Origin of the sequence: Glutamicibacter uratoxydans (assembly GCF_006539925.1) — a bacterium.
Classification (GTDB): domain Bacteria; phylum Actinomycetota; class Actinomycetes; order Actinomycetales; family Micrococcaceae; genus Glutamicibacter; species Glutamicibacter uratoxydans.
In genome coordinates, this window is sequence record NZ_BJNY01000002.1 from 98,271 (window position 1) to 111,443 (window position 13,173).

At 62.5% G+C, this 13,173-nt stretch carries 12 protein-coding genes; 3 read left to right on the forward strand and 9 right to left on the reverse strand.

Translation table 11 applies throughout. The features are described from left to right. Nucleotides 1-151: 151 nt before the first annotated feature. The 3 genes from sigK to AUR04nite_RS02265 all read left to right on the forward strand — a co-directional run bounded on the left by sigK (nucleotide 152) and on the right by AUR04nite_RS02265 (nucleotide 3,222). Nucleotides 152-730, forward strand: coding sequence for an ECF RNA polymerase sigma factor SigK (sigK, locus tag AUR04nite_RS02255; RefSeq protein WP_141361525.1), 579 nt, complete (start codon nucleotides 152-154; stop codon nucleotides 728-730). Continuing rightward, nucleotides 730-1,527: an anti-sigma factor gene (locus tag AUR04nite_RS02260; RefSeq protein WP_141361527.1), complete on the forward strand. Its 798-nt coding sequence runs from the start codon at nucleotides 730-732 to the stop codon at nucleotides 1,525-1,527. The genes sigK and AUR04nite_RS02260 overlap by 1 nt, the downstream gene beginning before the upstream one ends. 135 nt (nucleotides 1,528-1,662) lie before the next feature. After that, nucleotides 1,663-3,222, forward strand: a complete 1,560-nt coding sequence (locus AUR04nite_RS02265) for a molybdopterin-dependent oxidoreductase (RefSeq protein WP_141361529.1) — start codon at nucleotides 1,663-1,665, stop codon at nucleotides 3,220-3,222. A 68-nt stretch (nucleotides 3,223-3,290) separates the two neighbouring features. Here the strand turns inward: AUR04nite_RS02265 and AUR04nite_RS02270 are convergent, their stop codons facing one another. The 9 genes from AUR04nite_RS02270 to AUR04nite_RS02310 all read right to left on the reverse strand — a co-directional run bounded on the left by AUR04nite_RS02270 (nucleotide 3,291) and on the right by AUR04nite_RS02310 (nucleotide 12,960). Continuing rightward, nucleotides 3,291-4,748 (reverse strand): aldehyde dehydrogenase (NADP(+)), encoded by a 1,458-nt coding sequence (locus tag AUR04nite_RS02270; RefSeq protein WP_141361531.1) that lies wholly within the window; start codon nucleotides 4,746-4,748, stop codon nucleotides 3,291-3,293. Between the two features lie 4 nt (nucleotides 4,749-4,752). Continuing rightward, on the reverse strand, nucleotides 4,753-6,219 hold the full coding sequence (locus AUR04nite_RS18390) for an NAD(P)/FAD-dependent oxidoreductase (RefSeq protein WP_141361533.1): 1,467 nt from the start codon (nucleotides 6,217-6,219) through the stop codon (nucleotides 4,753-4,755). After that, complete coding sequence (locus AUR04nite_RS02280; protein ID WP_246055287.1) at nucleotides 6,216-6,491, reverse strand: (2Fe-2S)-binding protein; 276 nt, start codon at nucleotides 6,489-6,491, stop codon at nucleotides 6,216-6,218. Before AUR04nite_RS02280 ends, AUR04nite_RS18390 begins: the two co-directional genes overlap by 4 nt. An 8-nt stretch (nucleotides 6,492-6,499) precedes the next feature. Further along, a complete protein-coding gene (locus AUR04nite_RS02285; RefSeq protein ID WP_141361535.1) occupies nucleotides 6,500-7,666 on the reverse strand; it encodes an NAD(P)/FAD-dependent oxidoreductase in 1,167 nt (388 codons plus the stop codon). 3 nt (nucleotides 7,667-7,669) lie between these two features. Then, nucleotides 7,670-8,359, reverse strand: coding sequence for a GntR family transcriptional regulator (locus AUR04nite_RS02290; RefSeq protein WP_141361537.1), 690 nt, complete (start codon nucleotides 8,357-8,359; stop codon nucleotides 7,670-7,672). Between the two features lie 27 nt (nucleotides 8,360-8,386). Beyond that, nucleotides 8,387-9,334 (reverse strand): ornithine cyclodeaminase family protein, encoded by a 948-nt coding sequence (locus AUR04nite_RS02295; RefSeq protein ID WP_141361539.1) that lies wholly within the window; start codon nucleotides 9,332-9,334, stop codon nucleotides 8,387-8,389. Further along, nucleotides 9,331-10,332, reverse strand: coding sequence for a proline racemase family protein (locus tag AUR04nite_RS02300; RefSeq protein WP_141361540.1), 1,002 nt, complete (start codon nucleotides 10,330-10,332; stop codon nucleotides 9,331-9,333). The genes AUR04nite_RS02295 and AUR04nite_RS02300 overlap by 4 nt, the downstream gene beginning before the upstream one ends. Before the next feature lie 84 nt (nucleotides 10,333-10,416). Then, on the reverse strand, nucleotides 10,417-11,322 hold the full coding sequence (locus tag AUR04nite_RS02305; protein WP_141361542.1) for a dihydrodipicolinate synthase family protein: 906 nt from the start codon (nucleotides 11,320-11,322) through the stop codon (nucleotides 10,417-10,419). A gap of 150 nt (nucleotides 11,323-11,472) precedes the next feature. Further along, a complete protein-coding gene (locus AUR04nite_RS02310) occupies nucleotides 11,473-12,960 on the reverse strand; it encodes an alanine/glycine:cation symporter family protein (protein ID WP_141361544.1) in 1,488 nt (495 codons plus the stop codon). Nucleotides 12,961-13,173: the final 213 nt, after the last annotated feature.

Genomic DNA, 13,173 nt, shown 5'->3' on the forward strand with positions numbered 1-13,173 from the left:
TTCAGCCCAACGAGATGAAACCGCTAGGGTCTGGGCGGCCGGCATAAATCCGCCGCCCATTCCCTAGCCTTCGCTCTTGCAGCGCTAGAGCAACTTCAAAGCTTGCTGAACTCAGCATGCGATCCTTAGACATTGTGAGAACCTTGAGCCCATGATTCCGAATCGATCAAGTGAACCTATAGCTGGTTCCACGACTGCGGAAGATCTTTTGATTCAAGTTGCCCAGGGCCAAGCTGAAGCATTCGCACAACTGTACGACCTGCTTGCCCCCAGAGTTTATGGCTTAGTCCGGCGTCTGCTGCGTGATGAGGCCCAAAGCGAAGAAGTAACCCAAGAGATCTTCGTCGAAGCCTGGCAGTATGCTGCCCGTTTCGATCCACACCGTTCTTCCGCCGCTACATGGCTGTTGACCATTGCCCACCGGCGCGCTGTCGATCGCATTCGATCGAGCCAAGCCAGCCGCGACCGCGATCTAAAAATCGGCATGCAGAATTTCCAAGCCAGCTACGAGGGCGTGGAAGAACACATAGTCCTGCTTGATGAGAGTCATCGTATGATCAAAGCCATGGGGGAGCTCAGCGAAGCACAACGCGATGCCATCCACCTGGCCTATTTCAATGGACTAACGCATGTGGAAATCGCTGATCATCTCAAGCTTCCGGTCGGTACGGTCAAGACGCGCATACGAGATGGCATGAAGAAACTACGAGATCTGATGGGAGTCGCGTGATGGAAAAAAATGAGCATGAACTACTGAGCAGTTTCGCCCTGAACGCGCTGACTGATGCTGAACGCGAAGAGGTGCTCCGCTACGCCGCCACCAGCGACTCAGCACGTCAAGAACTTGATGATCTTCAGGATACTGCGGCTCAAATCAGCTTGAGCGAACCGGCCATCCAGCCGCCTGACAGACTCAAAGCCAGCATCATGAATGCCATCCAGGATGTGGAACAACTGCCGCCTACCCCGCTGGTGCAGTCCGAATCGGCTTCGCCTGCATCAGATCCTCATGCCGCAGAAGCACACAAAAGCGAACTGCCACGGGGAGGCGGAAAGTCCCAGAAGTTCTTCGCGCTGGCCGCTGGGGTTCTTCTGCTTGCCGCCGGTTCACTGGGTGCTGTTGCCTGGAACCTGAATGCGCAGCAGAAGCAGCTTGATGCCCAGATGCAGGCCATAAGCGGCGAACGCGATGACATGCGTCAAATCATGAGCGCTCCCGATATGAAATCTAAGTCTCAAACTCTCGAAGACGGAGCAACTGTAAGAATTACCTATTCTGCCCAATCAGGCTTGATGGCAGTATCTACCGCTGGAATGCCTGAACTTCCCGAAGGCAAGGCCTATGAACTGTGGATCATCTCCGACAAGGGTGCAGCCTCCGCCGGAATGATTCATGATGTGAAAGCCACTGAAACCATGATGATTGCCGAACCGATGCAGGGCGCAACACACTTCGGCATCACGGTGGAACCAGCTTCCGGCTCTCCAACCCCGACAACTCAACCGATCATGCTGCAAACTCTCTAACTATCCATAAACGCGCAGATATCCACGGCTATTGATCGACCCAATCCAGAACCCGGACGACTCCGAATACCAGTCGTCCGGTGTTCTGGCCGATAGACAAGAACACATCGCATCAAGTGACAGGGGTTGAGTCCTATGAAGAATGCATCGAGTAGGCATGGTCGCTCGGCATGGCTTTATCCATTGGCCGGCGTCAGTTCGGCCATCGTTCTCTTCACCACTGCTCATGCCGTTTCAACGTTCTACGCAACGGCCAGCGCACCGTTGGTTGCACTCGGATCAGCGATCATAGATTTCACACCTGGTTGGCTCAAAGATCTAGCCATCAACATTTTCGGAACCAATGACAAGCTGTTTCTTTTTGGTGTCTTGTCCGTAGCGGCCGTGCTCTTTGCAGCACTGATAGGACGTTTCGCTCGACGCAGCATGGCTGCTGCAACTATTGCGGTTCTCATTCTCGCGGCGGTCCTCGGCGTCGCTGTGCTCAGCCGCTCGGCGACTTCGCTGCAGGACATAGTACCGACCCTCATCGGAACGGTCCTAGGACTCGGAACCCTGAAAATGCTGGTTGCTTTGGTTCCCGACAGCATTCTGCCGCCAGAGGAGGGCTCAGCGGCGCCAGCGATTTCACGCAGGCGATTCATGTTCGCGGCGGCAGGTTCTGTGGCTGTCGGGCTGCTCGCCGCAGGTTCCACACAGGCGCTCCGAGGCGCCCGCAACGTCGCTGAGATGGCCCGCTCCGCACTGGGGCTGCCGCCTGCAAAAATGAAAGCCGCTCCCCTGCCAAGCGGCGCCGATATGAACATCCCGGGAGTATCGTCCTTCCTAACTCCCAGCAAAGACTTCTATCGCATCGATACTGCGCTTTCAGTTCCAAAAATCGATCCACAGCAGTGGACGCTGCGAATCCACGGCATGGTGGAAGAGGAATACTCGCTGAACTTCAGCGACCTGCTGGGCATGGACCTTGTGGAGCACTATCTGACACTGACCTGCGTTTCCAACCCTGTCGGCGGGGATTTGATTGGAAACGCCAAGTGGCTGGGCTACCCGCTCAGAGATCTGCTAGCCAGGGCCAAACCACTACAGGGTGCCGACATGGTGCTCTCCACATCTATCGACGGCTTCAGCGCTTCGACTCCCCTGGAGATCCTCACAGACAACCGCCAAGCACTCCTGGCTATTGGCATGAACGATGAGCCTCTCCCTTTGGAGCACGGATTTCCCGCGAGAATGGTCGTCCCCGGCCTCTACGGATATGTTTCTGCGACTAAATGGGTGGTTGATCTTGAAGTGACGAGGTTCCAGGACAAAACCGCCTATTGGACCACTCGGGGATGGTCCGCGAAAGGCCCGATCAAGATGTCTTCACGAATAGAAACCCCACGCTCATTCGCAAAGCTCCCCTCAGGTCCAATTGTCTTCGGTGGAACCGCATGGTCGCAGCATGTCGGCATCTCCAAGGTTGAAATCAGCATTGACGGCGGGCCGTGGCAGGAGGCAACCCTCTCCACCGACGTCTCGGTCGATACTTGGCGCCAATGGCGCTATGAATGGAAAGGCGCAGCACCTGGCAACCACACCGCGACGGTTCGGGCAACCAATAGCCAAGGCGAGCTCCAGAGCGAAATTACTGCTGCCCCGGCCCCCAACGGATCTTCCGGATGGCACCGGCTGCAGTTCAGCGTCGAATAGCAAAAGGGCATGCCAATCACTGGCTATGTGCCTATGGTTGGCATGCCCTTCGAAGGGCACTGCAACAGCTACCGGCGCTGCCCGTTCAGCAACGCAGTACCTTCCGCATCATCCCGTAGTGCTGCAGGCAGCAGGCTCTGTGGGAAGCCCTGGTAGGCCACCGGGCGCAGGAAGCGGGTGATCGCGGCGGTTCCCACCGAGGTGGAGTTGGCAACGGTGGAGGCAGGGTACGGTCCGCCGTGCTGCTGGGCGTAGGTCACCGAGACTCCGGTGGGCCACTGGTTCCACAGCACGCGGCCTGCCTTGTTCTGCAGCGTGAACAGCAGCTGCGCCACATTGTCGCTTTCCTCGCCGCAGATCGTAGCGGTGAGCTGCCCGGAGAAGCTGCCGGCGATCTGAAGCAGCTGGGCCTCGTCCTTGTAGGTCACGACCAGTGCCGCTGGGCCGAAGCATTCTTCCTGCAGCGCCTGCGGGTCGGCTAGCAGCTGCTCGCCGGTGGCGACCAGCAAGGTGGGCTGGATCTGGCCGTTCTCCGCCTCTGGGTGCTGGGCTAGGACCTCGACGCCGGCATGGGCCTTTAGCTGCGCCAGGATCTGCAGGTAGCCGGCTTCAATGCGCTCGTTGAGCAGCTTGTGAACCGCTGGCAGCTGCCTGGATGCGAGGATCTGGGTGAAGTTCGAGTCTTCGGGAACCACCAGGGTGCCCGGCTTGGTGCAGAACTGGCCGGCGCCCATGGTGAAGGAGCCGATGAACTGGTCAACGATGCCCTCGGCATTCGCCGCGGCGGCGGAGCCGGTGACGAAGACCGGGTTGTTGCTGCCCAGCTCGCCGAAGAACGGGATCGGCTCCGGGCGGGCGTTGGCCTTGTCGAACAGCGCGCGGCCGCCGGGGATCGACCCGGTGAATCCGGCAGCCTTGATGCGCGGGTCTTCAATCGCGGCGCTGCCCGAGGCGGTGCCGAAGATGATGGAGAAGAGACCTTCCGGTGCACCTGCTTCTTCCAGTGCGGCGGCGAAGATGGAGGCGGTGGCCTGCGAGAGCTTCGGGTGGCCGGAGTGTGCTTTGAGCACCACTGAGTTGCCGGCGGCCAGCGCGGAGGCGGTGTCGCCGCCTGCCACGGAGAAAGCGAAGGGGAAGTTGCTGGCGGCGAAGACCAGCACCGGGCCCACCGGAATCAGGATGCGGCGCAGGTCCGGGCGGGCTGCGCCCATGGGCCACTGCGCGTCGGCGTGGTCGATGCGGGCATCGAAGCAGGCGCAGTCGCGGATGGTTTCGCCGAACAGCCCCAGCTGGAACGCGGTGCGCTTCAGCTCCCCGCGCAGGCGGGCTTCGGGAAGGTTGGTTTCTTCCATGGCCAGGGCAACCAGCGCATCCCCGGCGGCTTCCAGGGCTGCGGCTGCATGCTCGATGATCCTTGCGCGCTCGGCGGCAGGAGTCTGCGCCCACTGTGCGCTGGCCTTCTGGGCATTGTCGAGGATCTGTTCCAGCTGCGCTGCTGAGGTCTGTTCAATCGTGGTCTGAGGCATGGTGCTACTCCTTCGGTGAATCTTCGAGGTCTGCAATTTCACCCAGCGGAACCGGGATGGAGACTGGTCGTTTATAGGTATTGGCAACTGACTGGGCAAAGGCTTCATGCTTGTCCCCACAGGTGGCCAGGCAGGAGGCCGCGTAGCCGCAGACCCTTCCCTGGCACCAGCCCATGCCTGCACGGGTGGTCGACTTGATGCTGCGGGCATCGACTGCCTTGAGCTCGTCGCGGGCCTGGATGATCTCCCCGGCGGTGACTTCCTCGCAGCGGCACACCACGGTGTCTTCCTCCAGGTTCCCGCTCCAGTAGTCGGGGACCTGGTGGGCCTGGTGCATGGCGCGGGCAAAGGCGCGGTGCCGGGAGATGGTCTTCAGTTCCTTGGCCACTTCGCTTTGCTGCGGTGCCTGTCCGGAGCCCAACGCCGCACGGTAGCCGGCGACGGTTCCTTCTGCCACGGCGAGCGCCGCTCCCCCGATGCCGGTCACTTCCCCGGCGGCCAGGACGTTGGCTCCGCTGGTCAGCTGGAATTCGTCCACATCTGCCACCAGTGAGCCGTCCACGTCCATGTGGGTTGCCACGCCGAAGGCGGTGAGCAGCTCCAGCTGGGTGGTGAAGCCGAAGCCCAGGCCCACGCAGTCGACGTTCTCTATGCGCTCCTCGCTGCCTGCGATGACAGCGCCGGTCTTGTCGGTGCGGGCGATGCTCACTGCTTCCACCTTCTCGGCGCCGTGGATTGCGGTGATGACGGTGCTGCGTTTGTAGGGAATGCGGTGGCGCAGCAGGTCCCAGATGTATTCGGCTCCTTCGATGCCCTTGGCCGGCACCGCCAGCGGGGCTTTCAGGTTTTTGAGCCATCCGCTCAGGTCGGCTGACTCGCAGATGGCAAGCACGCTGCCGCCGGCATGGGCAACGTTGCTGGCTACGGGCAGCAGGAAGGGTCCGGTGCCTGCGAGCACGATCCGCTGTCCTGCCAGCACTCCCTGCCCCTTGATCAGCGCCTGCACGGCTCCTGCTGTCATGACTCCGGGAAGGTCCCATCCGGGGATCGGGATCTGCCGGTCGTAGGCGCCCGTGGCCACCACCAGCCGGTCTGCGGTCAGGGTGCTGGCCGGGGCCTGCGTCCCGGCGGCGGTGGCGCTGGTCAGCTGCAGGGTGATGCGCTCATCTTCACGCTGCTGCGCCATCCACACCTGGGTGTTGGGCAGGTAGGCCAGGGTTCCGGCGGCGATGCCCGCGTCAAAGGCGGCGCGCAGCGAGAGGTAGGTTTTCCAGTCGTGGTGGCCGGTGGAATCCGGCTGTACGCCTGGCTGTCTTCCCGGCTGTTCAAGGCGGTGGCGCCAGTATTGGCCGCCAGGCTGGTCATTGGCGTCGATGCAGGTGACCTGTGCTCCGTGGGCCAAGGCGTTGGCGGCGGCGGCCAGTCCGGCAGGCCCGGCTCCGATGACTGCCACATGGATCTTCTGGCTCATGGGCGCTCCTTGGCGGTCTCGGTGTCTACCTGCTGGCCTTCGCACACCCGCACCATGCAGGCACGCTGGTTCGGCTGCCCGTCGATGCTGACCAGGCAGTCGAAGCAGGCGCCGATGCCGCAGAACAGCCCGCGGGGGCGTTCGTTTTTCCGCGTGCTGCGCCAGGCGGTGATGCCATGGGCGATCAGCGCCCCGGCCACGGTGGTGCCAGCCTCGACGGTCAGCTGGGCGTCGTCAACGCTGATGGTGATGGGGTTTTCCACTGATTTCACGACTGGTTTCACGACTCCTTGCTCACGAGCGGCTGGTTGGAAAAGCGGTGCGGCGCAAAGGGGGAAAGGTCCATGTCGGTGTCCATGCCTGCCAGCGCCTGGGCCAGCAGCTTGCCGGTGCCCACCGACAGGCCGATGCCGGCGCCCTCGTGGCCGGCTGCATGCCATAGGCCAGGCGCGCGCTCGTCGTGGCCGATCACCGGAAGGTGGTCTGGGCAGTAGGGGCGGAAGCCGTGGTAGTGGCGCAGGATCTTGACATCTCGCAGGAAGGGGAAGAGGTTGATGGCGTTGTTCGCCATCGCCTTGAGCGCCTCCAGGTTCACGGATCCGTCGAAGCCCACGCGTTCACGGCTGGAGCCGATCAGGATGGAGCCGGCAGGCGTGCCCTCCACCACCGGGGAGCTTTGCAGGCCCGCATCGGAGCTGCCCACATTGTCCACGTATTCGGCGGCGTAGACCTTGTGGAAGATCTTCGGCGGCAGCGGTTCGGTGACCATGACAAAGCCCTTGCGCGGGTTCACCGGAACCGCCACCTCTGCCATGCCGGCAATGTTCGAGGCCCAGGTGCCGGTGGCGTTCACGACGCTGCCGGCGGCGAAGAACCCGGCGGTGCTGCGCACCCCGGTGATCCGTCCGTGCTCCTGGTGCAGGGCGGTGACGCGGGCGTTGGGCACGAACCTTGCCCCAGCATCGCAGGCAAGGCGCAGCAGCCAGGAGGCGGCGAGCATCGGCTGGACCTGGCTGTCCTGCGGGTAGTAGGCGGCGGACAGCGCCTCGGGGCTGATATGCGGTTCGGCGTCCACCAGCTGGCTGCGGTCGAGGATTTCGGCGGTGACTCCGTTGCTGCGCTGGGCAGTGGTCAGCCGGTCCAGCGAGGCCCGGGAGGATTCCTTGGAGGCGACCACCAGGCCGCCCTTGGCTTCAAATTCCCACAGCTGCGCGAACTCGGCCAGGTCGTTCTTCCAGACGCCCAGCGAGTACTGGGAGAGTTCCAGCTCTGGGCCCAGTTCTTTGTCGGACAGCAGGATGTTTCCCTCGCAGCGCGAGCTGGTGCCGGAGGCGGGGCCGGCGCTGTCGAGCACCGTGACGCCCAGCCCCTGCTTGGCGGCGAAGTAGGCGATGGCGCTGCCGATGATGCCGGCGCCGATGATGAGAACGTCACTGCCTTGTGCCATTCATTAGTCCTTGCGTTTGACCTCGTCGTTCGGGTCTCCGACGTTCCAGAAACCGCGGGCGTGCGAGATGTGCTTGATCAATAGGGTGTGCAGGGCGGCGCTGTCGCCCTTCTTCATGAGCTTGACCATGTCCAGGTGCTCGGCGGCCATGGTGGTCAGCTTGCGCTCGCGCATCAGGGACTTGAGCCCGTATTGGCGGGTGCGCATCCGGTAGCTGGTGGCCAGGTCCACCAGTTCGGCGTTGCCGCAGGGTCCCATCAGTTCGTGGTGGAAGGCGCGGTCTGCGCTCAGGTAGCCGTCAATGTCATTCGCCGCGGCGGCGGCGATGATGTCCTGGGCCATGGCGGAGAGCTTGTCGATGTTGGCGGCCTTGTGGTTTTCGGCGGCCAGCCTGGTGGCTTCCGGCTCGATGAGCAGGCGGATCGCGGCGATGTCCTCAAGTTCCTTGTCGGTCATGCCGGTGACCCTGAAGCCCTTGTTCTTGATGGTTTCCACCAGGCCCTCGCGGGTCAGGTCCATCATCGCCTCGCGCACCGGGGTGGCGGAGACGCCCAGCGCCTCGCCCAGCACCGGCGCCGAGTACAGCTGGCCCTCGACCAGGTCTCCGGAGATGATGGCGGCGCGCAGCTTCTCCGCGACGGTTTCGCGCAGGCTGCGGCGTTCATTCAGTGGTTCAAGCGCTAAGGCGTTCATGGCTCCCCATCCATAGGTACTGTCAACTTACTGCAATGCTACATTGCATAAATCCACAGCGGCACTGGCCATCGCCAGGTCCTCCCAGGCCATGCCCACCCCGGTGTACACCGCTGGCCTGCCCTTGGTACGCGTGAACTGGCCCGCCGCCAGTTCCCTGACATTCAGCGGCGCGGGACCGAGCCACTGGCCGCCTGCGTGCAGATCCACGGTGTTGCCGTTTTCGCGCAGCGCCGAGGCGCGGCCCTCCACGATGACCTCAGCCCGCAGCATCAGCTGCGCATCAAGCTCGCGGTGCTCCAGCCCATGCTGGCCGATGGCCGCCACCAGTGCGTGGCCCGCCACCCGCGCACCGTCAAAGAGCGGAGCTGGCGAGGAACTGGCGCAGATGATGACATCCGCTTCCTCCACCGCGGGGTCTTCCTCGGCGTGAATTGAGATGCCCTCGGCCGCCAGCTCTGCGGCCGCGGCCTGGGCCTTGGCCAGCGCGCGGCCTACCAGCACGAATTCGGACTGGCCGAACAGGGCATGGAAGTAGCGGATATGGTTCTTGGCCTGGATACCGGTGCCGTAGACCAATACCTGCGGTTTGGCGCTGAAGAACGGCGTGGCCTTGGCCATTTCGCGCAGTGCCAGCACGGTGGTGCCCGGGGTGCGCAGGGCCGTCAGGGCAGTGCCGTCCAGCACCGCGATCACTGCACTGGTGGCGGCGTCGAAGAGCAGGTAGGAACCCTGGATCTTCGGCAGCCCCACGGCGGTGTTCTGCGGGTCGACAGTCAGCACCTTCACGCCGTTGCGCTCGGTACCCAGCGCCGGCATGATCAGGAATTCTCCGCGCTGAGTAGGCGCGAACAGGCGGGGCGAATCGGCTTCCGGGTCAAGCCCCGCCGCCAGCGCATCGCCCAGGATCTGCACCGCGGCGGCGGGGCCGATCTGGGAGTACAGGGTGTCTGCATCAAGGTAGGGCAGGCTCATAGGATGAATCCTTCCGGGAACGGATCGGTGGGGTCCAAGAAGTACTGTGCGGTGCCGGTGACCCAGGCGCGTCCGGTGACGGTGGGGATCACCGCTTCCTTGTCCCCGACGGTGGTCGTTCCCACCAGCCGGCCGGTGAACTGCGAGCCGATGAACGACTCGTTGAGGAAGTCGGTCTCCAGGGCCAGCTCGCCGCGGGCGTGCAGCTGGGCCATGCGGGCGCTGGTTCCGGTGCCGCAGGGCGAACGGTCGAACCAGCCGGGGTAGATGGCCATCGCGTGGCGCGAGTGCTGCGCGTTGGAACCCTGAGCTTTGAGGTACACGTGGTGGCAGCCGCGGATGTCGCTGCGCTCGGGGTGCACCGGTTCGTCCTGCTGGTTGATGGCTTCCATGATGGCAAGCCCGGCCTCGACCAGCTGCTGCTTGCTCTCCCGCTCGAAGGGCAGGCCCAGGGATTCCAGGTCCACCACGGCGTAGAAGTTTCCGCCGAAGGCCAGGTCGTAGCCCACTTCCCCAAAGCCGGGAACCTGGACGGTGGCATCCAGCCGGTCTACGAAGGACGGCACATTGCGGATGGTCACCGCTTTAGCGTGCCCATCTTCAACCTGGACCGAGGCGACCACCAGGCCGGCAGGGGTGTCCAGCCGGATATCGGTGACCGGCTCAACCACCTCCACCATGCCGGTTTCCACCAGCACCGTGGCCACGCCGATGGTGCCGTGTCCGCACATCGGCAGCAGGCCAGAAACCTCAATGTAGAGCACGCCGTAGTCTGCATCCTCGCGGGTGGGAGGCTGCAGGATTGCGCCGCTCATGGCCGCATGCCCGCGTGGTTCGTTCATCAGCAGCTTACGGATGTGGTCGCTGTTTTCCATGAACCAAAGCCGGCGTTCAGCCATGGTCTTGCCCGGAATGGTTCCCACTCCCCCGGTGATGACCCTGGTGGGCATGCCTTCGGTGTGGGAATCAACAGCGTGGAATACACGGGTGGTGCGCATTGACGTCCTTTGGAGATTGGTGGGCGGCGCCGGTGCCACAAAGAATTCTCATCTTCATGGCACCGGCTGGGCAAGTGCTGCTCTTTACTTGTAGCCGCGGGCCAGGGCGGCTTCGGTGTCTGCGGTGATTGCAGCGTGGTACTCGGCGCTCAGCGGGCCGCGCGGCGGACGGCAGGTGCCGCCCTTCAGGCCTGCCAGGTCCATGGACAGCTTGATGGCCTGGACGAATTCGGTCTTGGTGTCCCAGCGCAGCAGCGAGTGCGATTCGCGGTAGAGGGACTTGGCCTTCTCCAGGTCGTTCAAGTCTCCGCTGGTGGACAGGCGGTAGAGCTCCATCATGGTCTGCGGGAAGGCGTTGGTGTAGCCCGATACCCAGCCCACAGCGCCGGCGACGCCCATTTCCAGCACGCTGTCGTCGGTGCCGATCAGCAGGTCCAGTTCCGGGACCAGCTCGCTGATTTCGTAGGCGCGGCGCACGTCGCCGGTGAATTCCTTGACGCCCACGATGTAGCCGGCCTCGAACAGGCGGGCAATCAGCTTAGGAGTCAGGTCCACCTTGGTGTCGATCGGGTTGTTGTAGGCAACCACCGGGATGCCCACCTCGGCGACCAGGCGGTAGTGCTCAACGACTTCGTCGTCGTTGGCGCGGTAGATGTTCGGCGGAAGCAGCATGACCGAGGAGGCGCCGGCTTCTGCGGCCTGGTTAGCCCAGTGGCGGGCCTGCAGGCCGCCGTAGGAGCCGATGCCTGCCATGACGGTGAAGCCGTCCGGGGCCGCGTCGATGGCGGTGGTGATGACACGGGCGCGCTCTTCTTCGCTCAGCGCCTGGTACTCGCCCAGCGAACCATTCGGGGCGATGCCGTCGCAGCCGTTGGCTGCCAGGAATGCCACGTGCTCTGCGAAGGCGTCGTAGTCAATGCTGAAATCTTCGTTGAACTGCAGCGAGGAGGCAACGTGTACACCCTGCCATGGCTTGCGAGTCTGAGACATCTTTGTTCTTCCTTTCAATGAAGTTCATGTTGCGGACGGTGGGGCTGCACCTCGCCACCGGGAGCTTTGTTTGTGATCCGCTACACCAAAGGTACTATGTACAATTTTACAGTGCAATAGAAAAAGCTGATTATTTTTGTCGCTTTCCCGTCAGCGGTCCTCGCTATCCAAAAGCGGCGCATGCTCCGTCGTCGCATAGCCGCGCTCGCGCTCGATCGAGCGCACCTTCCAGTACTCCGCGCCCTCGATGCCCAGCGGCCGAGGGTCAAAATGGACCTCCACGCCCAGCTTGCGCTGGCGGTCGTAGTCGCGGATCACCTTGCGCACAATCGGCGCAAGGAACAGCAGGCAGACCATATTGACCCAGCCCAGCGATGCGTAGCCGATGTCGCCAAGCGTCCAGATCACGGCGGCCGACTCCACCGAACCGTAGAAGGTCATCGCCAGCATGCCGAGCTTGAGCAGCAGCGCCATCACCCTGCCCGGCTCCCTGCCAAAGAGGAACACCAGATTGGTATGCGCAATATAGTAGAAGGCCACCAGCGTGGTGAAGGCGAAGAAGAACAGCGCCACTGCGACAAAGCTTGGGCCAAAGCCCGGAAGCACCTGGTCGACGGCGTTCTGCGTGTAGCCGGCTCCCGCCTCCACTCCCGGAAGGTTTTCAACGACCGTGCCGCCGCTGGAAGACAACACGTTATACGAACCGGTAATGACGATCATGATGCCCGTGGCAAAGCAGACCACCACGGTGTCGATGAAGATGGAGAATCCCTGCAGCAGGCCCTGGGTCGCCGGGTGGTTGGCCGAAGCGGCGGCCGAGCCATAGGTACCCTCGCCGACGCCTGCCACATTGGAGAATACTGCGCGGCGCACGCCCCAGGCGATGGCCATGCCGGCCATGCCGCCGAACACTTCATGTAGACCAAAAGCGCTTTCGAAGATCAATTGGAGCGCTGGGATGATTTCGGTGAAGTTCGCAAAGACAACGATCAAGGCAACAAGAATGTATCCCAGGGCCATGAACGGCACCATCAGGTCCACCGCCTTGACTAGGCGCTTGGTACCTCCGAAGATCACCACGCCGAGAATGCCCGTCACCACCACGGCGCTGACCCATGGGGAGACCCCAAAGGCGTTCTTCATCCCGGCGGCGATGTTATTGGACTGGACGCCGGGGAAAACGACGCCATATCCCACCGCCGTCATGACAGCGAGGGTTGCGGCGAGCCATTTGATGCGCAGGCCGAATTTCACATAGAAGGGCATGCCTCCGCGGTGCTCGCCGTTAATCTTGCGCTTGAACACCTGAGCCAGGCAGGATTCGGCAAAGGAGCTGGCAGCGCCGAGCAGTGCGCAGACGACCATCCAGAAAAGGGCGCCGGGTCCGCCGGCGGCGATGGCGGTGCCCACGCCGGCAATATTGCCCACGCCGACGCGTGAGGCGATGGTCAACAGCAGCGCCTGCAGCGGCGCAATGCCAGAGTCGTCAACCTTGGGCTTGAAGATGAGCGTGAGCGTATGGGGCAGCAGCCTGAACTGCGCGCCGTAGGTGAGAACCGTGAAGAAGAGTCCGACAGCCAAGGCGAAATACGCCATGGGGTTCCATAATCCATCGCTGATCGCGGTAAGTGTTTCCATAGATTTCCTCTGAGCATTCGAAGATGTCGCATCGAGGTAAGACGCTTGTGAGAGTAAGTTGGATCACAACATGTAAAATGGTACATAACACTGCAAAGCGCTGACAATGGTTTTGAAAGTTTTTTTGGAGACGGATTTTCCGTTCGCAAGGTCCGCATTAACGTCAGTAGCCAGCCGTCCTTTCGGTGGCTGGCTACTGGCTGATCAGGTAAT

Excerpts from the sequence above, each read along its gene's own strand:
- sigK (WP_141361525.1), top strand. The coding sequence starts at position 152 with ATGATTCCGAATCGATCAAGTGAACCTATAGCTGGTTCCACGACTGCG.
- AUR04nite_RS02260 (WP_141361527.1), top strand. The coding sequence starts at position 730 with ATGGAAAAAAATGAGCATGAACTACTGAGCAGTTTCGCCCTGAACGCG.
- AUR04nite_RS02265 (WP_141361529.1), top strand. The coding sequence starts at position 1,663 with ATGAAGAATGCATCGAGTAGGCATGGTCGCTCGGCATGGCTTTATCCA.
- AUR04nite_RS02270 (WP_141361531.1), bottom strand. The coding sequence starts at position 4,748 with ATGCCTCAGACCACGATTGAACAGACCTCAGCAGCGCAGCTGGAACAG.
- AUR04nite_RS18390 (WP_141361533.1), bottom strand. The coding sequence starts at position 6,219 with ATGAGCCAGAAGATCCATGTGGCAGTCATCGGAGCCGGGCCTGCCGGA.
- AUR04nite_RS02285 (WP_141361535.1), bottom strand. The coding sequence starts at position 7,666 with ATGGCACAAGGCAGTGACGTTCTCATCATCGGCGCCGGCATCATCGGC.
- AUR04nite_RS02290 (WP_141361537.1), bottom strand. The coding sequence starts at position 8,359 with ATGAACGCCTTAGCGCTTGAACCACTGAATGAACGCCGCAGCCTGCGC.
- AUR04nite_RS02295 (WP_141361539.1), bottom strand. The coding sequence starts at position 9,334 with ATGAGCCTGCCCTACCTTGATGCAGACACCCTGTACTCCCAGATCGGC.
- AUR04nite_RS02300 (WP_141361540.1), bottom strand. The coding sequence starts at position 10,332 with ATGCGCACCACCCGTGTATTCCACGCTGTTGATTCCCACACCGAAGGC.
- AUR04nite_RS02305 (WP_141361542.1), bottom strand. The coding sequence starts at position 11,322 with ATGTCTCAGACTCGCAAGCCATGGCAGGGTGTACACGTTGCCTCCTCG.
- AUR04nite_RS02310 (WP_141361544.1), bottom strand. The coding sequence starts at position 12,960 with ATGGAAACACTTACCGCGATCAGCGATGGATTATGGAACCCCATGGCG.